Source organism: Thauera sp. DNT-1 (assembly GCF_055393985.1).
In genome coordinates this window covers 2,540,135-2,563,861 of record NZ_AP043752.1, presented here as the reverse complement: position 1 = coordinate 2,563,861, position 23,727 = coordinate 2,540,135, and the positions used below count along the sequence as shown (strand labels likewise).

Below are 23,727 nucleotides of genomic sequence, written 5' to 3'. Positions count from 1 at the left end.
TCCAGACCTTGACCCCAGCCCACCCCAAAGACCGACGGTCCGCCCTGCCGGCCGCCGGCTCGCCCCGCTCCCGCACAGCCGGTGTGCGTGGTGCCCCACGCCGTGCTCCGGAACAGCCCATCGACAGCCTCGGCTACGCGCTCGCACGGGCAACCGAACTGGTCGCTGGCGTGATCGACGGCGCCAACCTGACCGATGCCTTCGAGCGCATGCAGGCCGGGCATCCGGAGTGGCCGGAAGGCACGCGTGGCGCCGTGCGCGACCTCGCCTGGTCGACCTTGCGCGAGTTCGGGCGCGGTGATGCGATCCTTTCCCGCCTGCTGCATAGTCCTCCTCCGGTGGAGATTCGGGCGCTTCTGCTGGTTGCCCTGCAGCGCCTGACGCAGCGCCCCGAGCAAGCCCACACGGTGGTCGATCAGGCTGTGGGCGCCACGGCCGTGGCGATGCCCGGCCTGCGCAACCTGGTCAACGGTGTGCTGCGCAATGCGCTGCGTCGGCAGCTGGAGTGGCAAGGCTGGATCGAGGCCGAGCCCGAGGCGCGTCATGCCTTTCCGGCCTGGTGGGTGGAGCGTGTGCGCAGCGCGCATCCTCAGGCCTGGCAGGATCTGCTCGCGGCCGGCAATACGCGTCCCCCCATGGCCTTGCGGGTCAATCAGCGCCGTGCGACGTTGGCAGAGGTCGAGGCGGAGCTTGCCGCAGCCGGGCTGGAGTTCCGGCGACTCGACAACGACGCGCTGGTGCTCGCGCGTCCGCTGGCGGTCGCACGCCTGCCCGGGTACGCCGAAGGGCGCTTGTCGGTGCAGGACGCGGGGGCACAGTGGGCGGCGCAACTGCTCGATGCTCGAGCCGGCGAGCGTGTGCTCGACGCCTGCGCGGCCCCCGGCGGCAAGACTGCACACATCCTCGAGAGGGCCGATGCTGACGTGCTCGCGCTGGAGCTTGATCCGCTGCGGGCGGGTCGGGTGGCGCGCAACCTCGACCGCCTCGGCCTGCGCGCGGAGCTGAAGGTCGCCGACTGCCGCCGCCTGGCAGCGTGGTGGGATGGTCGTCCCTTCGACCGCATCCTGGCCGATGTGCCGTGCTCGGCCTCCGGCGTGGTGCGCCGACATCCGGACATCAAATGGTTGCGCCGGGACAGCGATATCGCCAACTTTGCCGCACAGCAGGCGGAAATCCTGGAGGCACTTTGGCGCACGCTCGCCCCGGGTGGCACAATGCTCTACGTCACCTGCTCGGTGTTCGACGAGGAAAACGCCGGTCAGGTCGCCCGCTTCTGCGTCCGCCATGCCGACGCGGAGCGACTCCCGATTCGCGGATCTTCCGACCTGCAGCTGCTGCCTTGTGCCGACCATGACGGCTTCTATTACGCGCTCCTCCGCAAGCGGCCCTGAGCGCGCCGTTCGCTTCGCCGTGGCCGCGCTGCTCTTGTTGTGGGCGCTGAGCGTACGCGCGGAGAGCGTCATCCGCAGCGCCGAGATCGTGCCCGGTGACGGCGGTTATGTCCTCAACGCGGATATCGCGATCGATCTCAATCCCCGCCTGATCGACGTGGTCACGCGCGGCGTCTCGCTTTACTTCACCACCGAGGTGCTGATCGAGCGCCCGCGCTGGTACTGGCTCAACGAGACGGTGGCGCGTCGTAGCCTGGACTACCGGCTCTATTACCACGCGATCACGCGCAGCTTCCGGCTCTCGGTCGGCAATCTGCACCAGAACTTCGACGAACTCGACGAGGCGCTGCGCACCATGCAGCGCGTGCGCAACTGGCTTGTCGCGGAGACCGGCGTCCTCCAGTCCGGGGTCTCGCACGAGGTTTCCCTTCGCTTCCGGCTCGACACCAGCCAGCTTCCCAAGCCCTTTCAGGTCACCGCGATCGGCAGCAACGACTGGAACGTCGAGACCGAGTGGGTGCGCTGGACCTTCCTGCCGGGGGCGCCGGGGTTCCGATGAAGCGCGTCCTGCTCGCCGTCGCCGCAGCGCTGTCGGGGATCTCGTTGTTCCTGCTCACCTCGGCGAGTTCGAACACCACCCTGTTCGCGACCAGCTATCCTTGGTTGCTCGCGCTCAACGGCGGCATGGCCGTGGTCCTCGCCGCGCTCGTCGGCATGCAGCTGCATCGCCTGCTGCGCGAGCACCGCGAGGGGCAGTTCGGTTCCCGTCTCAAGATGCGCCTGGTGCTGATGTTCGCGCTGATGGGCGTGGTGCCGGGGCTGGTGATCTACGGCGTGTCCCTGCAGTTCGTGGTGCGCAGCATCGAATCCTGGTTCGACGTGCGGGTCGATTCGGCGCTCGAAGGCGGGATCGCGCTCGGCCAGAACGCGCTCGATTACCTGGTGAGCCAGGTGCGAGACAAGGCGGACGACATGGTGCTGGAGCTCGAGGGGGCCGGGCAGGGCGCGGGTACCCGGCTGAATCGGCTGCGCGAGCAGGCCGGGATCGCGAGCGCCACCATCCTTGCCCCCGCGGGCCAGGTGCTCGCCACCGCGGCCGAGTCGGGTCGGACGCTGCTTCCCGAGCTTCCGGGCACGGCCGAACTGCGACAGGCCCGTCAGAGCCGCCATTTTCATTCTGTGATCGCCGAACCCGACGGTCGCCTGGTGATCCGCGTGCTGACGCCGATCCCGGTGCGCACGCTGGCGGGCGAGTCCAACCTGCTGATGCTGCAGCAGCCGGTCCCCGAATCCTTCGGTCGCAATGCCGAGGCGGTCCAGGAGGCATACCGCGAGTACCAGCAGCTGACGCTCGGACGCAGCGGGCTCAAGCGCATCTACACGGTCACCTTGAGCCTGACCCTGCTGCTCGCGCTGCTTGGCGCGCTCGCGGTCGCGGTGCTGATCGCGCGTCGATTGGCGCAACCGCTGCTGATCCTGGCCGAGGGCACGCAGGCGGTGGCGCAGGGCGATTTCAGCCCGCGCCAGGCCTTGCCGGCGAACGACGAACTCGGCGTGCTGACGCAGTCCTTCAACCGCATGACGCGCCAGCTGCAGGAGGCGCGCGCGGCGGCCGACCGCAATCGCGCCGAGGTCGAGGCTGCGCGCGCCTACCTGGAGTCGGTGCTGGCGAATCTGTCCACCGGCGTCCTCGCCTTCTCGGCCGACGGTCACCTGCGCGCCGCCAACCATGGTGCGCTGCAAATCCTCGAGGATGATCTGGGCGGATTCGAGGACATCCCGCTCGAGGCCTGGCCACGCCAGGCCGAGCTCGGCCACATGCTGCGCGAGGGCTTCACCGCCAACACGGGAGACTGGCAGAAGCAGATGGAGTTGCCGGTCAGGGACCGCCCGCCGCGCACCCTGCTGATCCGCGGCTCGCGCCTGCCCGAGAGCACGGGGGGTGGCTTGGTGGTGGTGTTCGACGACATCTCCAGCCTGATCGCCGCGCAGCGTACGGCGGCGTGGGGCGAGGTCGCGCGCCGGCTCGCGCACGAGATCAAGAACCCGCTGACGCCGATCCAGCTTTCGGCCGAGCGTCTCTCCTTCAAGCTCGCCGATCGCCTCGACGACAACGGGCGTGAGATGCTCGAGCGCGCAACCACCACCATCGTGAATCAGGTCGAGGCGATGAAGAACCTGGTCAACGCCTTCAGGGACTATGCGCGGCTGCCGGCGCCCCAGCTCGCGCCGCTCGACCTCAACGCGCTGATCCGCGAGGTGCTCCACCTGTACGAGAGTGCCGCGGTGCAGATCCGCACCGAGCTGGGGGGAGCGCTGCCTCCGGTGCAGGGCGATCCGACGCAGATCCGGCAGGTGATCCACAACATGCTGCAAAATGCGCAGGACGCGCTTGGCGCGCAGGAGGACGCGGAGATCTCGGTGATCACCCGTCGTGACGGCGAGAGCGCGCTGCTGCTGTGTCGCGACAATGGCCCGGGTTTTCCGCCCGAAGTCCTGGCGCGCGCCTTCGAGCCCTATTTCACTACCAAGTCGCGCGGCACCGGCCTGGGCTTGGCGATGGTCAAGAAGATCGTCGACGAGCATGGCGGCGAGGTCCGCCTCAGCAACCGCGAGGGCGGTGGCGCCGAAGTGCGCATCCGCCTGCGGCTGGCCGAAAACAAGGAAGCATGACGAAGAAAAATGGCAAAGATTCTGATCGTTGACGACGAAATCGGCATCCGCGAACTGCTCTCGGAGATCCTCCGCGACGAGGGGCACGACATCCTGCTCGCCGAGAATGCCACCGCCGCGCGCGCAGCACGCAACGCAGTGCGTCCGGACATGGTGTTGCTCGACATCTGGATGCCCGACACCGACGGCATCACCCTGCTCAAGGAATGGGCGGCCAATGGCCAGCTCAACATGCCGGTGGTGATGATGTCGGGGCACGGCACCATCGACACCGCGGTCGAGGCCACCCGCATCGGCGCGATCGACTATCTGGAAAAGCCGATCGCGCTGCAGAAGCTGCTCGCCGCGGTCAAGCGCGGGCTGCAGCGTCCGCAGGCGCCCGGCGTGCAGTCGGCACCGACACTCGCCGCCTTTCATCGCTCCGTGCCCTTGCGCGAGCTGCGCCGCCGGCTCGAGCAGATCGTCGGCAGTTCTCGCGTGCTGCTGCTGCGCGTCGGCGCGGGGTCGCTCGCCGAACTGGTCGCACGCAGCGTGCAACCCGCCAACGCCCCCTGGCTCGACCTCGCCGCCGTCACCGCGCCGCTCGACATCACCCAGTTGCAGTCCACCCAGGGCGGCGTGGTGTTCGTCGGCGAGCTGGCCCGCCTGTCGCGCGCGCAGCAAAAGAACCTCGCCTTCGCGCTCGACCGCCTCGAGCGCTACGACTTGCGCCTCGTCGTCGCCACCGACCGCAGTCTCGAGGCCCTGGTCGGCGAGGGCTGGGAGGAGGGGCTGCTCGCCCGCCTGTTCGAGGTGAGCCTCGCGCCGCCCTCGATCGCCGACGTCCGCGAGGACCTGCCCGAGCTCGCCAGCCAGATGCTGCTGCATCTGGTGGAGGCGGGTGAAGTGCCGCTGCGGCGCTTTTCCACCGCCGCGCTCAACCAGCTGCGCAACCTGCCGTGGCCGGGGGGCTACCCCGAGTTGCGCGCCGCGGTGAAGTCGCTCGCGCTCGGCACGCTGGAGGAGGAGATCGGCGCCGGCGAAGTGCGTCGCCTGCTGCCACCGGATCTGGGCGCCGGCGCCTGCGGCGTGTCGCTCGACCAGCCGCTGCGAGAGGCGCGCGAGGCCTTCGAGCGCATGTACTTCGAACATCATCTGCGCCTCGAGGGCGGCAACATGACCCGCCTGGCGGAGAAGACCGGCCTGGAGCGCACCCACCTCTACCGCAAGCTCAAGCAACTCGGCCTGCAGGCCGGGCGCCGGCACGAGGAGTCCTGAACCCTGCGCGCTCTCCTGCCGCTGCGCCACGGCTCGGCAGGATCCGGCGGTTGCTGCGGCGCAACGTCTGCGTTTGCCGGGCCGGGTGGGGGGCGTAGAATCGGCGGCTTGGACACTTCCGGATACAACGTTGAAGATCATCATTCTGGGTGCAGGCCAGGTCGGCGCCTCGGTGGCCGAGAACCTCGTCTCCGAAGCGAACGACATCACCCTGGTCGACACCAGCGAGGAGTATCTCGGCGCGCTGCGCGAGCGCCTCGAGATCCGCACCGTGTGCGGCAACGGCGCCTCGCCGCGAGTGCTGCGCGAGGCCGGCGCGGACGATGCCGACCTGCTCATCGCGGTGACCCAGTCCGACCAGACCAACCTGTGCGCCTGCCGCATCGCCAAGGCGCTGTTCAACCTGCCGACGCGGATCGCGCGCTTGCGCTCGACCGACTACGTCGACCATCCCGAACTGCTCGACGACGACAACTTCGCGGTGGATTTCTCCATCTGTCCCGAGCAGGTCGTCACCGACTACATCAAGCGCCTGATCGCCTTCCCCGAGGCCCTGCAGGTGCTCGAGTTCGCCGACGGCGTGGTGAGCCTGATCGGCGTGCGCGCCTTCGAGGGTGGGCCGCTGGTCGGCCATCCGCTCAAGGCGCTGCGCTTCCACCTGCCCAACGTCGAGGTCCGCATCGCCGCGATCTATCGCAACGGCGAGCCGATCATGCCGGAGGGCGACACCATCATCCTGCCCGGCGACGAGGTGTTCTGCCTCGCCGCCACGGTGCACATCCGCCAGGTGATGCGCGAGCTGCGCCGCTCCGACCGGCCGATGCGGCGGATCATGATCGCCGGCGGCGGCAACATCGGCTTCCGGCTCGCGCAGTCGATCGAGGAGAACCACCACGTCAAGATCCTCGAGCTCAATCGCACCCGCGCCGAGATGCTCGCCTCGCATCTGTCGAATGCGCTCGTGCTGCGCGGCGACTCCACCGACGAGAAGCTGCTCGAGACCGAGGGCATCGACGAGACCGACCTATTCGTCGCGCTCACCAACGACGAGGAAGACAACATCATGTCCGCCTCGCTCGCCAAGCGCATGGGCGCGCGCCGCACGCTCGCGCTCATCAACCGCAAGAGCTATGTCGACCTGGTGCAGGGCGGACCGATCGACATTGCGATCTCGCCCGCGCACACCTCGATCGGGACGTTGCTTGCCCACGTGCGCCGCGGCGACGTGGTCGCGGTGCACAGCCTGCGCCGCGGCGCCGCCGAGGCCCTGGAGATCATCGCCCACGGCAGCAGCAAGGACTCCAAGGTGGTCGGGCGCCCGATCGAGCAGATCGCCCTGCCGCGTGGCGCGAGCATCGGCGCGGTGGTGCGCGACGAGAAGAACGAGGAGGGCAGGGTGGTCCGCCGCGAGGTGATCATCCCGCACCACGACACGGTGATCCGCGAGGATGACCACGTGATCGTGTTCTGCACCAACAAGAAGCTGGTGCAGAAGGTCGAGAAGCTGTTCCAGGTCGGCTTCCACTTCCTCTGACATGTCGTCCGATGCCCGCGCCCGCGCGTACTACCCCGCGCTCAACGCCCTCGGCCTGATCATCATGATCTTCGGGCTGCTGATGGGCTTCCCGCTCGTCGTGTCGGCCGTGCTGGGCGACGGCGCGACCCTGGCCTACGACCAGGGCCTGTTCGTCACCTTCGTCGCCGGCCTGCTGCTGTGGGCGGCGACGCGCAGCAAGCGGCGCGATCTGCGGGTGCATGACGGTTTCCTGCTGGTGGCGGCGACCTGGGTGGTGCTGCCGCTCTTCGGCGCGCTGCCGCTGTTGGCCTACATCCCCGATCTCGGCTTCACCGACGCCTACTTCGAGGCGGTCTCCGGACTCACCGCGACCGGCGCCACGGTGCTCACCGGGCTCGAGCACCTGCCGATCTCGATCAACCTGTGGCGCACCTTCATGCACTGGGTCGGCGGCATGGGGGTGATCGTGCTCGTGGTGGCGATATTGCCGCTGCTCGGCATCGGTGGTCGTCAGCTCTACAAGGCCGAGGTGCCGACGCCGATGAAGGACTCCAGCCTGACCCCGCGCATCGCCGAGACGGCGAAGGGGCTGTGGCTGACCTACGTGTTGCTGACCATCGCCTGCGGATTCAGCCTGTGGTGGGCAGGGTTGGCGCCCTGGGATGCGGTGATCCACGCGTTCTCCGTCGCCGGCCTGGGCGGCTTCTCCAACCGCGACGCCTCGCTCGGGCATTTCGACAGCGTCGGGGTGGAGCTGGTCACCGCCGGCTTCGCGTTGCTCGCCGGACTCAACTACGCGACCCACTATCTCGCGCTGGTCCGGCGCTCGTCGGCGCCTTATCGGCGCGATCCCGAGATCCCCTTCTATTTCGGCGTCCTCGCGCTCTCCACGCTGATGCTCACCGCGTACCTCCTCGCCCAGGGCATCTTCACCGACTTCGGCGAGGCGCTGCGCTACGTCGCCTTCCACGTCGTCTCGATCTCGACCTCGCTCGGGCTCGCCACGCACGACTACACCTTGTGGCCGATGTTCGCGCAGATCTGGATCCTCTTCCTGGGCAGCTTCGTCGCCTGTTCGGGCTCGACCGGCGGCGGCATCAAGATGATGCGGGCGATGATCCTGTACAAGCAGGTCATCCGCGAGATCGTGCGCTCGCTGCATCCGAACGCGGTGCGCCCGGTGCGCATGGGCAGGAACCCGGTGCCCGAGCACATCCTGCACGCCGTGCTCGGCTTCAGCTTCATGTACATGGTCAGCATCGTCAGCCTGACCCTGGTGCTCTCCGCCGCCGGGCTGGAGCTGGTGACGGCGTTCTCGGCGGTCGTGGCCTGCCTCAACAACACCGGCCCGGGGCTCGGCCTCGTGGGGCCGGCGTCCAACTACCAGGGGCTCGACGACCTCCACAAGTGGGTGCTGTGTTTCGCGATGATCCTCGGCCGCCTGGAGATCTTCACCTTCCTGGTGGTGCTCACCCCCACGTTCTGGCGGCGCTGAGCGGCCCTGCCGCGACTGCTTGACCGACGACAAGCCCGTTCGGGGGCCGGACAGGCGATAATCCCGGCTTGTGCATGAACGCCCCGATAGAGGACTCGACGTGAGCCGCCTGAAGAACGACACCTTCCTGCGCGCCCTGCTGCGCCAGCCCACCGAATACACCCCCGTCTGGCTGATGCGCCAGGCCGGGCGCTACCTCCCCGAATATTGCGAGACGCGCAAGCGCGCGGGCAGCTTCCTGCAGCTGTGCAAGAGCCCGGCGATGGCCTGCGAGGTGACCCTGCAGCCGCTCGCGCGCTACGACCTCGACGCCGCGATCCTGTTTTCGGACATCCTCACCGTGCCCGACGCGATGGGCCTCGGCCTGTACTTCGCCGAGGGCGAGGGCCCGCGCTTCGAGCGCCCGCTCAAGGACGAGTGGGAGATCCGCAACCTCAGCGCGCCGGACCCCCACGCCGAGCTGCAGTACGTGATGGATGCGGTCGCCGAGATCCGCCGTGCGCTCGACGGCAGCGTGCCGCTGATCGGTTTCTCGGGCAGCCCGTGGACCCTGGCCTGCTACATGGTCGAGGGCGGCTCCTCCGACGACTACCGCAAGGTCAAGTCGCTGGCCTACAGCCGCCCCGACCTGATGCACCACATCCTCGACGTCACCGCGCAGGCGGTGGTGAAGTACCTCAACGCGCAGATCGAGGCCGGCGCGCAGGCGGTGATGGTGTTCGACTCCTGGGGCGGTGTGCTGTCCGAGGCCGCGTACAAGGAGTTCTCGCTGCCTTACCTGGAACAGGTCGTAGCAGGCCTGATCCGTGAGCGCGACGGCCAGCGCGTGCCCAGCATCGTGTTCACCAAGGGCGGCGGCCTGTGGCTGGAGTCGATCGCCGCGATCGGTTGCGACGCGGTCGGCCTCGACTGGACCATGGACATCGGCCGCGCGCGTCGCCTGGTGGGCGACAAGGTGGCGCTGCAGGGCAACCTCGACCCCAACGTGTTGTTCGCCCCGCCCGAGGCGGTCGCGACGGAGACGCGCCGGGTGCTCGACGCCTTCGGCAACCATCCGGGACACGTCTTCAATCTCGGCCATGGCATCTCGCAGTACACCCCTCCGGAGAGCGTGAGCGTGCTGGTAGACACCGTGCACGCGCACAGCCGGGCGATCCGCGCCGGGGCTTGAGGCGTGCGGGCGGCGGTGCGGTGCAGAACAGGCCTCCGCCGCCATCTGTCAAGCACGAATTCGTGTTTTCCGGGCTTGACTTATGCACATTTCACGGGTTCTGCCCGGGAATGCCGCCCATAACGGGCTTTGCCCGATAGCTTTCATAAGTCATTGAAAATAAAATAGAAAAATTCGCGCAATGTTAAGGCATTGTGACGAAACCCCTTGTGCGGCGCAGGTTTGAGCCCGATTCACCCAGCTTTCCCACAAACTTATCCACAGGTTTTGTGGACAAGCTGGAAGCCTCATTTCCCGCCAGCCACTTGCCCGCCGTTTTCTCGGCCCGCTCTCAGCGAAGTCGTACAAGTCGCTGAAGAAGAACAATTTTTTCTCCAACCTCCGCCGCTCCATGGCCATCGTCCGCGTCGCCCTGCCGATCCCGCTGCCGCAAGCCTTCGATTACACGGCCGCGGATGCGGGCGTGGGAGACGTCGGGCGCTGCGTGAAGGTGCCGTTCGGGCGCGGCGAACGCACCGGGTTGATCGTCGGTATCGGCGACGAAGCGGGTGTGGAACTCGCACGGATCAAGCCCGTGCTGCACATCCAGCGCGGCGTGCCGGCCTTGCCTGCGGACTGGCTGGAACTGGTGTCCTTCGTGGCGCGCTATTACCACGCGCCGCTCGGCGAGGTGGTGGCGCTCGCGCTGCCTCCTGGCCTGCGTCGCGCCGACGGCGTCAGTGACGAGGACGAGGATCCGCTGCTTGGCGTCGCCCCGAAGGGCGGCGAGGCGCTTTGCGCGGCGCGGCGGGCGAGCCGGGCGCTCGCGCTGCTGCAGGCGCTCGCTGCGGAGCCGGGGCCGTGGCGGCGCAGCGTGATCCGTGCCCGGGAGGGTGGCGAGGCGGTGGGCGAACTGCTGCGCCGTGGCTGGCTGGAGATCGTGGCCGACCCCGGCGCGCGTCACGAAGCCGGGGCGCAGCCGCTGGCGACGCCGGAGCAGGCCGCCGCGGTGGACGCGATCGTCGGTGCCGGGATGCGTTTCCGGCCCTGGCTGCTGCATGGCGTCACCGGCAGCGGCAAGACCGAGGTCTATCTGCGCCTCGCCGCGCACGCGCTCGCGCAGGGTCGTCAGGTGCTGATGCTGGTCCCGGAGATCGCGTTGACGCCGCAGCTCGAGCAGCGCGTGGCGCAGCGCTTTGCCGCCGCCAACGTGGTCAGCCTGCATTCCGCACTCGCCGACGGTGCGCGTTCGCGCGGCTTCGTGCAGGCACTCAGCGGTCGTGCCGACATCGTGCTCGGCACCCGCCTTGCGGTGTTCGCGCCGCTGCCGCGGCTAGGCCTGATCCTGGTCGACGAGGAGCACGATGCCTCGTACAAGCAGCAGGAAGGTGTGCGCTACTCGGCGCGCGACGTGGCGGTGTGGCGCGGCCGCCAGCGCGACGTGCCGGTGGTGCTCGGCTCGGCGACGCCCTCGCTGGAGAGCTGGTTCCACGCCCGCAGCGAGCGTTATGCGCTGCAGAGGCTGAGCCGGCGTGCGGTCGCCGCCACGCTGCCGGCGGTGCGCTGCATCGACACGCGCAGGACCAAGCTCGACGAAGGCCTGAGCCCGGCGCTGCATGTCGCGATCACGCAGCGCCTGGAGCGCGGCGAGCAGAGCCTGGTCTTTCTCAACCGCCGCGGCTACGCGCCGGTGCTGTCGTGTCCGTCCTGCGGCTGGGTCAGCCGCTGCCCGCATTGCTCGGCCAACCTCGTGGTGCACCTCGCCGATCGCCGCCTGCGCTGCCATCATTGCGGCTGCGACGGTCCGATCCCGCACGCCTGCCCGAGCTGCGGTGACCAGGACATCCAGCCCTTCGGCCGCGGCACCCAGCGTATCGAGGCGCGCCTCGCCGAACTCTTTCCGCAGGCGCGCGTGCTGCGCGTCGATCGTGACGCGGCGCGCACGCGCAGCCAGTGGGAGACGCTGCTCGACACCATCGCCGCCGGCGAGGCCGACATCCTGGTTGGCACCCAGATGATGGCGAAGGGCCACGACTTCCCCAAGCTCACCCTGGTCGGGGTGGTGGGGGCGGACGCCTCGCTGCATGCCGCGGACTTTCGCGCCCCCGAGCGCCTGTTCCAGCAGCTGATGCAGGTCGGCGGCCGTGCGGGTCGCGGCGCGTTGCCCGGAGAGGTGCTGATCCAGACCGAATACCCCATGCACCCGCTCTATCTGCACCTGGCCAAGCACGACTTCGACGCCTTCGCCCGCATGGCCCTGCAGGAGCGCCGTGCCGCGGGCTTCCCGCCTTTCACCCACCAGGCCATGCTGCGTGCCGATGCGCCGGCGCTGGAGGATGCCGTCGAGTTCCTGCGCCATGCGCGCCGGCTCGCCGAGGAGCGCGCGCCCGTGGGGCTGCGTCTGTACGACCCAGTGCCGATGCGCATGACCCGCCTCGCCCGCCGCGAACGCGCGCAGCTGCTCGTGGAGGCCGACCACCGCGGTCCGCTGCAGGCCTTCCTCGCGGAGTGGGTCGCGGTGCTCTACCGCCAGCGCACCGCGCGCGAGCTGCGCTGGCAGCTGGACGTGGATCCGCTGGAGGTCTGAGGCAGGGTGATGGTTCGTCAGGGCAGCCAGGCGGGAATGTTCGTCTCGGTCGCCGGCGTCGTGCCCCGACGGGCTGCGTGAGGATCCTGGCGGCCGAATCGCGACTGGCGTCGCTCCTACAGGCGCCTGCGGGGGCGCGGCGGTTTTCTGTAGGAGCGACGCCAGTCGCGATTCACACCGCCGCGCCTCCGCAGGCGCTTGTAGGAGCGACGCAAGTCGCGATTCACACCGTGCCGCGCTGCTTGGGAGAATTCCCGCTCGACGCGCTCAGTTCGACGGCCACAGCCAGGCCGCCCCGCGCACGCCCGAGGCGTCGCCGTGCCGTGCCGGCAGCAGGCGCGTGGACACGGTGTCGGAAAACACGTGCGCAGCCCACCGCCGCGGTACGTGCTCGTACAGGCGCGCGATCTGCGACAGGCCGCCGCCGAGCACGATGACCTCGGGGTCGAGCAGGTTGATCACGCCCGCGAGTGCGCGCGCGAGCCGCAGCTCGTAGCGTTCGAGACTGGCCTGAGAGGCGCGCTGGCCCTCGGTGGCCTGGCGGGCGATGGCTGCAGCGTCGAGGGGCTCGCCCCCATGGCGCAGATGATCGGCGGCCAGGCCGGGACCGGACAGGTAGGTCTCGATACAGCCGGCGCGTCCGCAATAGCAGGCGGGCAGGGGGAGGTCGTCGGGCGCGGGCAGCGGCAGCGGGTTGTGGCCCCATTCGCCGGCCACCGCATTGGCGCCCACCAGCAGTTTCTGGTCGACGACGATGCCGCCGCCCACCCCGGTGCCGAGGATGGCCGCGAACACGGTCCGCGCACCCGCGCCGGCACCGTCGGCGGCCTCCGACATGGCCAGGCAGTTGGCGTCGTTGGCGAGGCGGAGCGGTCGGCGCAGCAGGGCTTCGAGGTCCTGCTGCAGCGGCTGGCCGTTCAGGCAGGTGGAGTTGGCGTTGCGGATGCGGCCGTCGCGCGGCGAAGGCGACCCCGGTGTGCCGACGCCGATGCGGGCGCCCGCGCCGGTGAGGCGCTCGGCCTCCTCGACCAGCGCGGCGATGGCTCGCAGCGTGCCGCCGTAGTCGCCCTGCGGGGTCGACACCCGGCGGCGCCAGCGCTCGCGACCGTCGGCGTCGAGCACCACGAGCTCGATCTTGGTGCCGCCGAGGTCGATGCCGATGCGGGTCCCCATGCCGTGGCGGGCGGCGTCAGCCGATGCGCTCGACCGCGTCGCGATAACGCTCCACGGCCTCCTCGCGGGTGCCCGCGCTGACGGCGAGGTCGCGCACGAGGCCGTCCTGCAGGCTGTAGCACCAGCCGTGCACGGTGACGCCCTGGCCGCGCTGCCAGGCCTCGCGCAGCACCGAGGTCTGGCACACGTTCACCACCTGGTGCATGGCGTTGAGCTCGCACAGGCGGTCGGCGCGCTCGGCCGGGTCGGTGAAGCGCTCCAGGCGATCGATGTGGCGGTCGCGCACGTCCTGGATGTGGCGCAGCCAGTTGTCGGTGAGGCCGGTCTTGTTGTCGTTCATCGCCGCCTTCACGCCGCCGCAGCCGTAGTGGCCCACGACGAGGATGTGCTTCACGCGCAGGATCTCGACCGCATAGTGGATGACCGAGAGTGCGTTGAGATCGGTATGCACGACGACGTTGGCGATGTTGCGATGCACGAAGACCTCGCCCGGCGCGAGCCCGATCACCTGGTTCGCCGGCACCCGGCTGTCGGAGCAGCCGATCCACAGGTATTCCGGCGACTGCTGCTTGACCAGGCGCGAGAAGAACTCGGGGTCCTCGGAGTGCATGCGTTCCGACCAGTTCTTGTTGTTGGCGAAGAGATGTTCGATCGACTGGGACATGGTGTGTGCGGGCCTGGAGTGCGGTAATGCGTAATTATGTCCGTGCCGGCCGGCGGCGGCCAGCATCGGCGCGCCGTGCTAGCAGCACTGGGGGGATCGTCCCGCCGCCGGGCCGGTCGAATCGTTACAGCGTGTCATGCGCGCTTGAAGCGCCGCCGCCCATCCCCAACCTGAATGTTTTCCACCGCGGAGTCCGTCCATGAACCTGAATCCACAGCAAGCCCGTTCCCTCGTCGCGATCTGCCTGCATGCGGCCTTCGCCGACGGTCACCAGGGGGCGGTAGAGCGCGACCATGTGCGCAAGGTCGCCGAATCGCTCGGGCGCGAGGCGGAGATCGACTTCATCGCGCTCTACCAGGACGTCCTGCTCGGCGGGCTCGGCCTGGAGGCGGCGGTGGCCGGGCTGGGCGAGGCGAACCTGCGCCAGCTCGCCTTCGAGCTGGCGGTCGGGGTGTGCGAGGCCGATGGTGGGCTGGATGCGCGCGAGAAGGACTTCCTCGAGCGCCTGTCCGGCTTGCTCGAGCTCTCGCGGCCGGCTGCGGACGCCTTCGTGCGCGAGGCGGAAGCGCTCGGCCAGGCGCCGGCCGACGGGCCGCTCGCCAGCCTTCCCGGCCTGGGCGAGGACGAGCCGGCGGCTGCGCCGTCCGCCGCCGCCGCCCCCGATGCGGCAGCGCTCGACCGGACCATCCTGAATGCGTCGATCCTCAACGGCGCGCTCGAGCTGCTGCCGCAGTCGATGGCCTCGATGGCGATCATCCCGCTGCAGCTGCGCCTGGTGTATCGCATCGGCCAGGCGCATGGGTACGAGCTCGACCGCGGGCATATCAAGGACTTCCTCGCCGCAGCGGGCGTGGGCCTGACCGGTCAGTACGTCGAGCAGTTCGGCCGCCGGCTGATCGGCGGCCTGCTCGGCAAGGTGCTCGGCGGGGCGGGGCGCGCGGTGGGCAGCCAGGCGACCGGCTCGGCCTTCTCCTTCGCGACCACCTGGGCGATCGGCAAGGTCGCGGTGCAGTACTACGGTGGCGGCCGCACGCTCGATGGCGATGCACTGCGCCAGGCCTTCGCAGGCCTGTTCGAGCAGGCCAAGGCGATGCAGGAGCGCTACGCGCCCGAGATCGCGCAGCGTGCGCGCACGCTGGATCTGAAGCGGCTCACGGATGAATTGCGGCGCTGAGCCGGGGAGGGCCGCGCGAGGGCGGTTTCACGTGGAACCGCCCTCGGGAGTGATTGCAAGGCGGGAGATGGCACGCGGAGGCCGCCCCGCCGGCCTGCCCGTTTCGAGGCCATGCCTCGGTGCGCGCTGACCCTGCGACGGCGCCACGCCCGACGGATCTGCACTGGCGTGGTTCCTAGGGTCCTTACATAAGACTCCGGAATGTGGAATCCTGTAGTCCCTCTCTCTTTCTCGAGATTTTCATGAAAATCACGCCAGTTCCCCTGCTCACCTTGTCCAACGGTGTCGAGATGCCGCGGCTCGGCCTCGGCACCTGGCCGATGAACGACAGCGAGGCCGCCGAGACGGTCGCTCTCGCGCTCGACATGGGCTATCGACTGATCGACACCGCCGAGAACTACGAGAACGAGCGTGGCGTCGGCGAAGGTATCCGGCGCGCGGGTGTCGCGCGCGGCGAGCTCTTCGTCACCACCAAGTTCAACCGCAAATGGCACAGCGTCGAGGGCGCGCGCCAGGCCTGCGAGGCCAGCCTCGAGCGCCTCGGCCTGGACTACATCGACCTCTTCCTGGTGCATTGGCCCAACCCGGACCAGGGCCGCTACGTGGAGGCCTTCGAAGGCCTGGTGAAGCTGCAGGAGGCCGGCCTCGTGCGCGCGATCGGCACCTCGAACTTCAAGCCCGCCCACCTGCAGCAACTGTTCGATCGCGGGTTGTGCCCGCAGGTGAACCAGATCCACCTCGACCCCTGGCATGCGCGCAGCGACCACATCGAGGTGCACGAGGCGCGCGGCATCGTCACCGAGTCGTGGAGCCCGCTCGGACGCGCCAACGCCATGCTGGCCGACCCGGTGATCCTGGACGTCGCGCGCCGCCACGGCCGCACGCCGGCGCAGGTGATCCTGCGCTGGCACACCCAGCTCGGCTACGTGCCGATCCCGAAGTCGTCCAACCCGACGCGTCTCGCCGAGAACCTCGACGTGTTCGGTTTCGAGCTCTCCGCCGAGGAGCTCGCCGCGATCGGTGCGCTCGACCGCCCCGATCCGGAGATGCTGGATTCGGACGTGTTCGGGCACTGAGGCCGCTGCCGCGGTCGGCGTTCGCGGCTTGCGCCGCTCCTACGAGAACCGGCGCGGCTCCCGCTTCCTGCAGGAGCGGCGCAAGCCGTGAACGCCACCCATCGACCGATCGGCGCCGGCTAGCTGCGCCAGACCCCCAGCTCCGTCAGCTGCCTCGTCGCCGCCTCGGCCCAGCCGCGGTTGGCGGCAGGGCTGGCGGGGCTGGGGTGCAGCACGCGGCCGAACTTCACCCCGGGCAGGCCGGCAAGCGCCTCGCTGGCGCGCTTTTCCGCCCAGTTGCCGATGCCGATCACCCACTCGGGCTGCAGCGCCCCGACCAGGATGCGCAGATGCGCGTCGCAGGCCGCCAGCAGCGGGCGCTGCTCGGCCACCGGCAGCTTGTCGGGGGTGAGGTTGCGGCCACCCTCGAAGAACACCAGCGGGCAGTAGTTGGCGACGAAGTGCTCGGCGAAGAAGGCCTCGGGTGCGCCATAGCGGGCGCGGAACAGGCCCCACAGGCGCTGGCCGCTGACCTCCGAGCGCGCGCAGGCGAAGCCCTCCACCGGCCGTTTCGGGTTGACGATGAGCGGCTGCCCGACCGGGCCCTCCAGCCCCAGCCAGTCGCGCGCGCTGGCGATCTCGCCGAAGGGCACGCCGATCTGCGCCATGCCGAAGGGGCCGGGGTTCATGCCGACGAAGACCACCCGCCGGCGGCTGTCGCCATAGCGCTCGAGGTAGCGTCGGTGCACCTCCCAGGCGTAGTCGAGCGGGTTGTACACGTGGGTCACGGGCGGAGCGAAGGGGAGCGCGTCCACCGCCGCGGAGAGTTCGCGGGCGGCGTCGATCAGGATGCGGGCGGTCATGTCGGGAAGAGCAGCTTGAGCAGGTAGAGGGCGGCCATGCCGGCGCCGATGGTGGCGAGCACGTTGCGCGTGCGCCAGGCCACCAGCACCGCGACCAGCGCCGCCCAGGGGCGCGGGGTGTCGAAGGCGAAAACGACTTCGCCGCCGGCCACGAAGAGGGCACTCGCGGTCAGCGCGGCGAAGCTTGCCGGTGCGATGTGAAGGCACAAGGCATGCAGCCAGCGCGGCAGGCTGCGGCTGGCGAAGAGGCCGATCATCGCGTAGCGGTACAGGTAGGTCAGCAGGCCGACCAGCACCAGCAGCAGGAGCAGGGCTGTCGTGCTCATCGTGCCAGCTCCAGCCGGCGCACCGTCCACGCGCCAGCAGCGAGCCCGAGCACGATCGCCGCCACCAGGCCGAGCTTGTAGGGCAGGGCGGCGAAGGCGAGGGCGCCGAGGCCGGCCACCAGCGCTGCGGCCTGGCCTGCGCGCTCGCGCAGCAGCAGGGTGAGCAGGGCGATGAAGGTGAGCGGCACGGCGAAGTCGAGTTCCCATTCGGGCGGGATGGTGGTGCCGAACAGCAGGCCGGCGGCGGTGGACAACTGCCAGCCCGCCCACAGCGTGAAGCCGGCGCCGAGGAAGTACCAGTGGCGCAGGTCGGAGGTGGCGTTCGTGTGCTCGGCGTGGTCCGCCGCTGCCGCATGACGCTGCTGGTAGCGCAGCACCGCCACCGCATAGGCCTCGTCGGTGAGCACGTAGGCCAGCAGCAGGCGCCAGCGCCGCGGCAGGTGGCGCACGTATTCGGCCATCGAGGCGCTGTAGAGCACGTGGCGCAGGTTGAGCAGGCCGGAGGTGAGCGCGATGGGAATGAAGCCCGCGCCGGCGGCCAGCATCTGCACGATGACGAGCTGGGCGGCGCCGGCGAAGACGATGGCCGAGGCGAGCTGCGCCAGCCAGGCCGGCACCCCGGCGGCGAGCGCCGCGATGCCGTAGATCATGCCGAAGGGCGCCACGCCGAGCAGCAGCGGCGCCTCGTCGCGGCAGCCTGCGAGGAACTCGCGGCGTGCGCTCGTGCCGGTGTGCGCCATCAGTCGTCCACCATGCCGTCGGTCTGCGGGCGGCCGAGGCGCGCGAGCGCGTCGCGCAGCCACCACACCATCACCACGCCCGGTACGGCGACCACGATCGAGAAGAGGAAGAAGGCCGGCCAGCCGATGCTCTGCGACAGCACGCCCGACAGCGGGCTGACGTAGATCCGCCCCACTGCGGCGAAGGCCGACAGCATGGCGTAGTGGGTCGCCGTGAAGCGCTGGTTGCACAGCCCCATCAGCAGCGCGACGAAGGCCACCGTGCCCATGCCGCCGCTGATGTTCTCGCCGGCGATCACGGTCAGCAGCAGCCAGTCGAGCGCGGCCGGCGTGTCGATCGCCACGAAGCCCCAGTCGAAGGCCGGCACCATGACTGCGCCCCAGGCGCCCTTGCCGAGCTCTGCGAGCAGGTAGAAGCCGAAGTTGGACACCAGCTGCAGCACGCCGAACAGCAGCAGCGAGCGGTACAGCGCCAGCCGCGTCATGATCAGCCCGCCGATGAAGGCGCCGAGGATGGTCAGCCAGATGCCGATCACCTTGTTGGCGATGCCGACCTCTTCCTGCGAGAAGCCCATGCCCTTGATCAGGAAGGGCGTGGTCAGGCTGCCGGCGAAGGCGTCGCCGAGCTTGTAGAGGATGATCAGCGCCAGGAAGGCCGCCGCGCCCTGCTGCGCGAAGTAGCTCGACAGCGAGCGGTTGAGCGTCTCGAAGCCGGCACGACGCGCCGCCCAGCCCGCCAGCGGCAGCGCGAGCGCGATCTCCGCCATCACGAACAGGAGCTGGATCCAGCGGTTGGCGTCGTTCGGGTCGAGCCCGAGCAGGATCAGCGCCTGGCGGGCGATCCAGTAGCCGGCGGCGACCCCGGCGAGCATCGCGGCGAAGCCGAGCAGCTCGCGCCTGGGGTCGGAATCGAGCGGCTTCAGCGCCGCCGACACGCGCGGCAGCGCCAGCAGCGACACCACCGCGCAGGCCGCCATGATCAGCGCCATGGTCTCGTATACCCGCGGCCACGACGCCCACTGCCCGGCCCAGATCAGCGCGATGCCGCCAGACAGGATCATCGCCAGGCGGTAGGCGAAGACATGCACCGACGCGCCCAGCCCGCGCTCGGCTTCGGGCAGCAGGTCGGTGCGGTAGGCATCGACCACCACGTCCTGCGAGGCCGAGAGGAAGGCGATCGCCACGGCCGCGATGGCGAACAGGCCGGGCGCGGCCGTCGGCGACAGGCTCGCCATCCACCACAGCAGCGCCGCCAGCGCGAGCTGCGTCAGCGCCAGCCAGCCGCGCCGGCGCCCCAGCCAGGGCGGCTCGAAGCGGTCCATCAGCGGCGCCCACAGGAACTTGAAGGTATACGGCACGCCGACCAGGCCGAAAAAACCGATCGTGGCGAGGTCCACGCCGTCGACCGTCAGCCAGGCCTGCATGGCCTGGCCGGTCAGCGCCAACGGCAGGCCGGAGGCGAAGCCGAGCACCAGGATGGCGGACAGGCGCCAGGCACGCGAGAACGCAGGAGAGGGAGGTGCGGACAAGGAGGAGCGGCCGGGGTGTTGCAGGGCCGCGCATTATCGCAGATCATCCGCGACCCCCCGGTTTACACAATTCGATACTTTGCTTGCGTCTGAAACGTTCTGACTCAACAATGCCGGCAAAGCAAAATTCCCCGATTCGTGGAGGTCGTTTTTCATGTCCCACACCGTGACCGTGGTCTTCGGAGGCGAGCGCGAGTACGAGTTCCCGCTGCGCGATGCCGACGTCGCCTCGACCACCAAGGAGCAGGCCCGCAGCTGGCTCGCCAGGGAATTCGAGGATCTCGAGTGCACCCCGTCCAACCCGATGGGCAAGGTGCTCGTCCTCGATATGGTGCTCAACGTTGCCAAGTACGGCGGCGAGAGCCGTTTCGAGCAGGCTGGCGAATGGGCGCGCAAGTACGCGCTCCATACCGCGGTCGCGCTCGATCGTCCGACCGTGCGGGTGGACGTCTCGTCCTTCGTGGTCGGCTGATCCTTTCGTCCGTTCAAGCCACCGCCGCCTTCCGCGGCGGTGCTTCCAGCAAGGCCTCGACCAGGCGCGCGGCGGTCTCGTCCCCGCGCTCCTCCACCATGCGCAGCAGTGGGCCCGGGTTGTCGCGGTTAGGGGACTCTGCCCGGCTCGACTGCCATAGCGCGGCGAGCGTGCTTTCCAGAAAGCCGCGGTCGGTATCGCGCCCGACCAGCACCACCACGCGCTCCAGCGCCACGTGGTCGAGCAGCTGCTGCAGCTCGTAGCGGCAGCCCTCGTTCTGCGGCGAGAAGCCGCGCAGGTCCATCAGCACCGCATCCGCAGACCGCGCCAGGCGCAGCATGGTCGGGCGCCAGGTGTCGTCGTGGCAGAAGAACTCGTTGACGCGGTGGCGGCCGTCCGGGTCCGGCCCCAGCGCGCGTGCCGCATGGCGCCGCGCGAGGTCGGCCTCGTCGCGCACGAAGGCGCGCGACAGCCGTCCGCCGACGAAATCCAGGAACTCGTGCGGCTCCACCGCGGTGGTGGCGAGGTCGGGGCCGGCGATCATGTCGATGTTGCCGATGCGCAGCCAGCGCTTGCCGAAGGCGTCGAAGAGGCGCTCGCTGCGCGCCCCGAGCGCGAACACGCGCAGCAGCAGCAGCCCGGGTTCCGGGGCTTGCGCGTGCCCGAGCCCGGCGAGGCGGAAGCCGGCCACCGTCGTCAGCTTCCAGGCGAGGAAGGCGAGCGGGCCGGCCGCGAGCCAGGCGAGCCCCTCGAAGGCGAAGCCCACCGACTGCACGACCGCGAACAGCAGCCACATCGCCTCCAGGGTGAGGAGCTGGTCGCTGCTGCGGCGTGCGACGTGGCGCCTGCCCAGCCACTTCAGCACCCGCCGGCCGAGCAGTGCGGTGACGGCGGCCCCGACGAGCAGGAGTGCCCAGAAGGTCTGCGTGCCGTCGAGGCCGAGCGTGCCGCCGACGCCGATCGCCAGGCGCATCGTCGCCTCGCTCTGCCCCGCCAGCCGGACCGCCGCCTCTGCGCCGATCACCGCGACCAGCATGAAGGCGAGCACCAGCGGTCCTACCGCACGGATGCGCCGGTGCAGGAAGGCGAGCAGCAGCACGGTCGGCGGCAGGTTGGTGCTGGCCCAGAAACGCGCGAGATCGAGCGCGGAAAGCTCCGGGTTGCGCGCCAGCGCCCACGCGGCGAGGGCGAGCATGAGCAGGACGTAGGCCAGTCCCAGCGCCAGACGTTGTCGCGTCGTGCCCGCCGTCACCAGCCCGACCGCGAGCACGGCCGGCCACGCGTGACAGGCGAACACCAGCAGGAAGCGGACCAGCACGAAGCCGCCGTCCCCCCAGGTGAACTGCATCCAGGCGGCGGTGAGCACCAGGGCGCAGGCGAGCCCGGCGAGCAGATGGACGAGGCCGGCCGCGCGCAAAGATCGCCGCAGTGCCGCCAGCGTCGGGCTGTCGTGCGCGGCGTTTGCCCCGCACAACTCCAGGTGCAGCGCTGCCGCTGGTGGTGCGGCGGGGGCGGTCTGCGGCGGGCGCGAGCCGCCGAGCCCCGCGGCCGGGCTGGTGAGCGCCATCGAGCGCAGCACCGCCCGTCGGTACAAGGCGAGCAGCGTCAGGCACACCGGCAAGGTCAGCGCCGCGGCGATCAGGATCAACGCGGGAAGCGCGCCGGTGGCGACGAGGACGGCCTGGCTGTTCTCCTGCATCGCTGCGCGTCTCCTGTGCCCGTGACCGCAGCGCGGTCACGGTTCAGTCTGGGAGGCCCGCGGCAGCGGGCGCCTCAGCCGTTGCGTCCCAGGCGGTACACCGCCACGCTGGCGAGGAAGTTGGCCTCGTCGAGTACCAGCTTGCCTTCGTCGAAGGCGAGGCGCTCGCGCACCGCGATGCCGTTCATCTCGCACAGCGCGTCGAAGTCGGCGATGGTGAAGAAGCGCACGTTGGGGGTGTTGAACCACTGGTGCGGGAGGCTCTCCGACACCGGCATGCGGCCGTTGAGGATGCTCTGGCGGTGGCGCCAGTAGCCGAAGTTGGGAAAGCTCACCACGGCCTCGCGGCCCACGCGCAGCATCTCGGCGAGAATGCCCAGCGTGTTGTGCATGGCCTGCAGCGACAGGCTCATGATCACATGGTCGAAGAAGCCGTCCTCCAGGCCGACGAGGCCCTTTTCGAGGTCCATCTGGATCACGTTGACGCCGTTATTGACGCTGGCGAGCAGCTTGTCGGGGTCGTTCTCGACGCCGTAGCCCTGCACCTGGCGCACGTCCATCAGGTGGCGCAGCAGTTCGCCGTCGCCGCAGCCCAGGTCGAGCACCTTCTCGCCGGGCTCGATCCACTGGGTGATCACGTCGTAGTCGTAGCGATAGGAAGTCATGTCAGTGTGCGCCGAGCCGTCTCAAGCGTACTGACGCCCCCTCGGGGGGCAGCGAACGCAGTGAGCGTGGGGGTTGTATCAATTTAAACCTCGATGCGGTCGAACCATGCCGACAGCAGCTTGTGGTAGCGCGTCTCGTCGAGCAGGAAGGAGTCGTGGCCGGCCGGGCAGTCGATCTCGGCGTAGCTGACGTTGCGCTTGTTGTGCAGCAGCGCGTAGACGATCTCGCGCGAACGCTCGGGCGAGAAGCGCCAGTCGGTGGTGAAGGAAATCACCAGGAAGTCGGCGCTGGCGCGGGCAAGCGCCGCGGGCAGATGGCCGCCATACTCGAAGGCGGGGTCGAAGTAGTCGAGCGCCTTGGTGGTCAGCAGGTAGGTGTTGGCGTCGAAGTAGCCGGCGAACTTGTCGCCCTGGTAGCGCAGGTAGGACTCGATCTCGAATTCGACGTCGTAGCTGTAGGTGTTGCGGCCGTGGCGCAGGCTGCGGCCGAATTTTTCCGCCATCGAGTCGTCGGACAGGTAGGTGATGTGACCCACCATGCGCGCCAGCTTGAGGCCACGCGTCGGCACCACGCCGTGCGCATAGTAGTGGCCGCCGTGGAACTCGGGGTCGCTCAGGATGGCCTGGCGGGCGACCTCGTTGAAGGCGATGTTCTGCGCGGTGAGCTTGGGCGCGGCGGCGATCACCGCGACGTGGCCGACGCGGTCCGGGTACTGCAGCGCCCACGACATCGCCTGCATGCCGCCGAGCGAGCCGCCGACCACCGCGGCGAAGCGCTCGATGCCGAGCCGGTCGGCTAGGCGCGCCTGCGATTCGACCCAGTCTTCCACGGTGACGAAGGGGAAGTCCGCCCCCCACAGCTTGCCGGTGGCGGGGTTGATCTGGTTGGGGCCAGAGGAGCCGTAGCAGCCGCCGAGGTTGTTCACCCCGATCACGAAGAACTTGCGCGTGTCGAGCGGCTTGCCCGGCCCGATCAGGTTGTCCCACCAGCCGACGTTGTGCGGCGCGTCGGCGTAGGTGCCGGCGACGTGGTGCGAGCCCGACAGCGCATGGCACACCAGTACCGCGTTGCTGCGGTCCGCATTGAGCGTGCCGTAGGTTTCGTAGACGAGGTGGTAGTTGTTCAGCGTGCCGCCGCTGCGCAGCGCGAGCGGCGTGGTGAACTCGGCCCGCTGCGGCACGACCACGCCGACCGATTGGGGTGCGATCATTTTCGTCATCTGCAAAACAAAAAACCCAGCCGGCTGCAAACGCGGACTGGGTGCCCTCGCTTTAGCCGTATTTGTTGAGCGCCCGCA

General features: G+C 69.4%; 20 protein-coding genes. 11 read left to right on the top strand and 9 right to left on the bottom strand.

The genetic code is table 11. The features are described 5' to 3' along the window. Positions 1–83 precede the first annotated feature (83 nt). The 8 genes from rsmB (at position 84) to ACZ5PP_RS11810 (ending at position 12,069) form a co-directional block, all read left to right on the top strand. Positions 84–1,391, top strand: a complete 1,308-nt coding sequence (rsmB, locus tag ACZ5PP_RS11845; protein WP_464826069.1) for a 16S rRNA (cytosine(967)-C(5))-methyltransferase RsmB — start codon at positions 84–86, stop codon at positions 1,389–1,391. Beyond that, on the top strand, positions 1,351–1,950 hold the full coding sequence (locus ACZ5PP_RS11840; RefSeq protein ID WP_012586322.1) for a DUF4390 domain-containing protein: 600 nt from the start codon (positions 1,351–1,353) through the stop codon (positions 1,948–1,950). Before rsmB ends, ACZ5PP_RS11840 begins: the two co-directional genes overlap by 41 nt. Beyond that, positions 1,947–4,064, top strand: coding sequence for a sensor histidine kinase (locus ACZ5PP_RS11835; protein WP_012586321.1), 2,118 nt, complete (start codon positions 1,947–1,949; stop codon positions 4,062–4,064). Before ACZ5PP_RS11840 ends, ACZ5PP_RS11835 begins: the two co-directional genes overlap by 4 nt. A gap of 9 nt (positions 4,065–4,073) precedes the next feature. Continuing rightward, entirely contained in the window at positions 4,074–5,321 is a 1,248-nt protein-coding gene (locus tag ACZ5PP_RS11830; RefSeq protein ID WP_012586320.1) for a sigma-54-dependent transcriptional regulator, read from the top strand. 130 nt (positions 5,322–5,451) lie between these two features. Beyond that, positions 5,452–6,855 carry a Trk system potassium transporter TrkA gene (trkA, locus tag ACZ5PP_RS11825; RefSeq protein WP_004315386.1) on the top strand — a complete coding sequence of 468 codons (1,404 nt, stop codon included), beginning with the start codon at positions 5,452–5,454 and terminating at the stop codon, positions 6,853–6,855. A 1-nt stretch (position 6,856) separates the two neighbouring features. After that, positions 6,857–8,332: a TrkH family potassium uptake protein gene (locus ACZ5PP_RS11820; RefSeq protein ID WP_012586319.1), complete on the top strand. Its 1,476-nt coding sequence runs from the start codon at positions 6,857–6,859 to the stop codon at positions 8,330–8,332. A gap of 100 nt (positions 8,333–8,432) precedes the next feature. After that, a complete protein-coding gene (hemE, locus tag ACZ5PP_RS11815; protein WP_004315390.1) occupies positions 8,433–9,503 on the top strand; it encodes a uroporphyrinogen decarboxylase in 1,071 nt (356 codons plus the stop codon). 391 nt (positions 9,504–9,894) lie between these two features. Continuing rightward, positions 9,895–12,069, top strand: a complete 2,175-nt coding sequence (locus tag ACZ5PP_RS11810) for a primosomal protein N' (protein ID WP_276661082.1) — start codon at positions 9,895–9,897, stop codon at positions 12,067–12,069. A gap of 267 nt (positions 12,070–12,336) precedes the next feature. Here the strand turns inward: ACZ5PP_RS11810 and ACZ5PP_RS11805 are convergent, their stop codons facing one another. Together ACZ5PP_RS11805 and can are read right to left on the bottom strand one after the other, a co-directional pair. Continuing rightward, complete coding sequence (locus ACZ5PP_RS11805; RefSeq protein WP_464826068.1) at positions 12,337–13,242, bottom strand: ROK family protein; 906 nt, start codon at positions 13,240–13,242, stop codon at positions 12,337–12,339. Between the two features lie 16 nt (positions 13,243–13,258). Beyond that, positions 13,259–13,906 (bottom strand): carbonate dehydratase, encoded by a 648-nt coding sequence (can, locus tag ACZ5PP_RS11800; RefSeq protein WP_464826067.1) that lies wholly within the window; start codon positions 13,904–13,906, stop codon positions 13,259–13,261. Positions 13,907–14,105: 199 nt separating this feature from the next. Here can and ACZ5PP_RS11795 point away from each other — a divergent pair, with 199 nt between their 5' ends. Both ACZ5PP_RS11795 and ACZ5PP_RS11790 read left to right on the top strand, forming a co-directional pair. Continuing rightward, entirely contained in the window at positions 14,106–15,080 is a 975-nt protein-coding gene (locus tag ACZ5PP_RS11795; protein WP_464826066.1) for a YcjF family protein, read from the top strand. A gap of 242 nt (positions 15,081–15,322) precedes the next feature. Beyond that, on the top strand, positions 15,323–16,156 hold the full coding sequence (locus ACZ5PP_RS11790) for an aldo/keto reductase (protein WP_464826065.1): 834 nt from the start codon (positions 15,323–15,325) through the stop codon (positions 16,154–16,156). A 119-nt stretch (positions 16,157–16,275) separates the two neighbouring features. On the opposite strand, the gene ACZ5PP_RS11785 is transcribed toward ACZ5PP_RS11790, so the two are convergent. From ACZ5PP_RS11785 to ACZ5PP_RS11770, 4 genes are read right to left on the bottom strand one after another with little or no spacing between them, the layout of a single operon-like run. After that, entirely contained in the window at positions 16,276–16,998 is a 723-nt protein-coding gene (locus tag ACZ5PP_RS11785; RefSeq protein ID WP_464826064.1) for a uracil-DNA glycosylase family protein, read from the bottom strand. After that, positions 16,995–17,324, bottom strand: a complete 330-nt coding sequence (locus ACZ5PP_RS11780; protein ID WP_004324376.1) for an AzlD domain-containing protein — start codon at positions 17,322–17,324, stop codon at positions 16,995–16,997. The genes ACZ5PP_RS11785 and ACZ5PP_RS11780 overlap by 4 nt, the downstream gene beginning before the upstream one ends. Continuing rightward, the gene (locus ACZ5PP_RS11775) at positions 17,321–18,064 is read right to left on the bottom strand and encodes an AzlC family ABC transporter permease (RefSeq protein ID WP_464826063.1); all 744 of its coding nucleotides are present in this window, start codon (positions 18,062–18,064) and stop codon (positions 17,321–17,323) included. Before ACZ5PP_RS11775 ends, ACZ5PP_RS11780 begins: the two co-directional genes overlap by 4 nt. Continuing rightward, positions 18,064–19,593, bottom strand: a complete 1,530-nt coding sequence (locus tag ACZ5PP_RS11770) for an AmpG family muropeptide MFS transporter (RefSeq protein WP_464826062.1) — start codon at positions 19,591–19,593, stop codon at positions 18,064–18,066. The genes ACZ5PP_RS11775 and ACZ5PP_RS11770 overlap by 1 nt, the downstream gene beginning before the upstream one ends. A 154-nt stretch (positions 19,594–19,747) precedes the next feature. Between ACZ5PP_RS11770 and ACZ5PP_RS11765 the strand changes: the two genes are divergently transcribed. Further along, the gene (locus ACZ5PP_RS11765) at positions 19,748–20,065 is read left to right on the top strand and encodes a hypothetical protein (RefSeq protein WP_004324381.1); all 318 of its coding nucleotides are present in this window, start codon (positions 19,748–19,750) and stop codon (positions 20,063–20,065) included. A gap of 13 nt (positions 20,066–20,078) precedes the next feature. Here ACZ5PP_RS11765 and ACZ5PP_RS11760 read toward each other — a convergent pair whose 3' ends face one another. The 3 genes from ACZ5PP_RS11760 to metX all read right to left on the bottom strand — a co-directional run bounded on the left by ACZ5PP_RS11760 (position 20,079) and on the right by metX (position 23,640). Further along, a complete protein-coding gene (locus ACZ5PP_RS11760; RefSeq protein ID WP_464826061.1) occupies positions 20,079–21,764 on the bottom strand; it encodes a hypothetical protein in 1,686 nt (561 codons plus the stop codon). A gap of 74 nt (positions 21,765–21,838) precedes the next feature. Beyond that, entirely contained in the window at positions 21,839–22,429 is a 591-nt protein-coding gene (metW, locus tag ACZ5PP_RS11755; RefSeq protein ID WP_004325783.1) for a methionine biosynthesis protein MetW, read from the bottom strand. A gap of 83 nt (positions 22,430–22,512) precedes the next feature. After that, on the bottom strand, positions 22,513–23,640 hold the full coding sequence (gene metX, locus ACZ5PP_RS11750; RefSeq protein ID WP_004325782.1) for a homoserine O-succinyltransferase MetX: 1,128 nt from the start codon (positions 23,638–23,640) through the stop codon (positions 22,513–22,515). Positions 23,641–23,727: the final 87 nt, after the last annotated feature.

Excerpts from the sequence above, each read along its gene's own strand:
- ACZ5PP_RS11840 (WP_012586322.1), top strand. The coding sequence starts at position 1,351 with ATGACGGCTTCTATTACGCGCTCCTCCGCAAGCGGCCCTGAGCGCGCC.
- ACZ5PP_RS11835 (WP_012586321.1), top strand. The coding sequence starts at position 1,947 with ATGAAGCGCGTCCTGCTCGCCGTCGCCGCAGCGCTGTCGGGGATCTCG.
- ACZ5PP_RS11830 (WP_012586320.1), top strand. The coding sequence starts at position 4,074 with ATGGCAAAGATTCTGATCGTTGACGACGAAATCGGCATCCGCGAACTG.
- ACZ5PP_RS11820 (WP_012586319.1), top strand. The coding sequence starts at position 6,857 with ATGTCGTCCGATGCCCGCGCCCGCGCGTACTACCCCGCGCTCAACGCC.
- ACZ5PP_RS11810 (WP_276661082.1), top strand. The coding sequence starts at position 9,895 with ATGGCCATCGTCCGCGTCGCCCTGCCGATCCCGCTGCCGCAAGCCTTC.
- ACZ5PP_RS11805 (WP_464826068.1), bottom strand. The coding sequence starts at position 13,242 with ATGGGGACCCGCATCGGCATCGACCTCGGCGGCACCAAGATCGAGCTC.
- can (WP_464826067.1), bottom strand. The coding sequence starts at position 13,906 with ATGTCCCAGTCGATCGAACATCTCTTCGCCAACAACAAGAACTGGTCG.
- ACZ5PP_RS11795 (WP_464826066.1), top strand. The coding sequence starts at position 14,106 with ATGAACCTGAATCCACAGCAAGCCCGTTCCCTCGTCGCGATCTGCCTG.
- ACZ5PP_RS11790 (WP_464826065.1), top strand. The coding sequence starts at position 15,323 with ATGAAAATCACGCCAGTTCCCCTGCTCACCTTGTCCAACGGTGTCGAG.
- ACZ5PP_RS11785 (WP_464826064.1), bottom strand. The coding sequence starts at position 16,998 with ATGACCGCCCGCATCCTGATCGACGCCGCCCGCGAACTCTCCGCGGCG.
- ACZ5PP_RS11780 (WP_004324376.1), bottom strand. The coding sequence starts at position 17,324 with ATGAGCACGACAGCCCTGCTCCTGCTGCTGGTGCTGGTCGGCCTGCTG.
- ACZ5PP_RS11775 (WP_464826063.1), bottom strand. The coding sequence starts at position 18,064 with ATGGCGCACACCGGCACGAGCGCACGCCGCGAGTTCCTCGCAGGCTGC.
- ACZ5PP_RS11765 (WP_004324381.1), top strand. The coding sequence starts at position 19,748 with ATGTCCCACACCGTGACCGTGGTCTTCGGAGGCGAGCGCGAGTACGAG.
- ACZ5PP_RS11760 (WP_464826061.1), bottom strand. The coding sequence starts at position 21,764 with ATGCAGGAGAACAGCCAGGCCGTCCTCGTCGCCACCGGCGCGCTTCCC.
- metW (WP_004325783.1), bottom strand. The coding sequence starts at position 22,429 with ATGACTTCCTATCGCTACGACTACGACGTGATCACCCAGTGGATCGAG.
- metX (WP_004325782.1), bottom strand. The coding sequence starts at position 23,640 with ATGATCGCACCCCAATCGGTCGGCGTGGTCGTGCCGCAGCGGGCCGAG.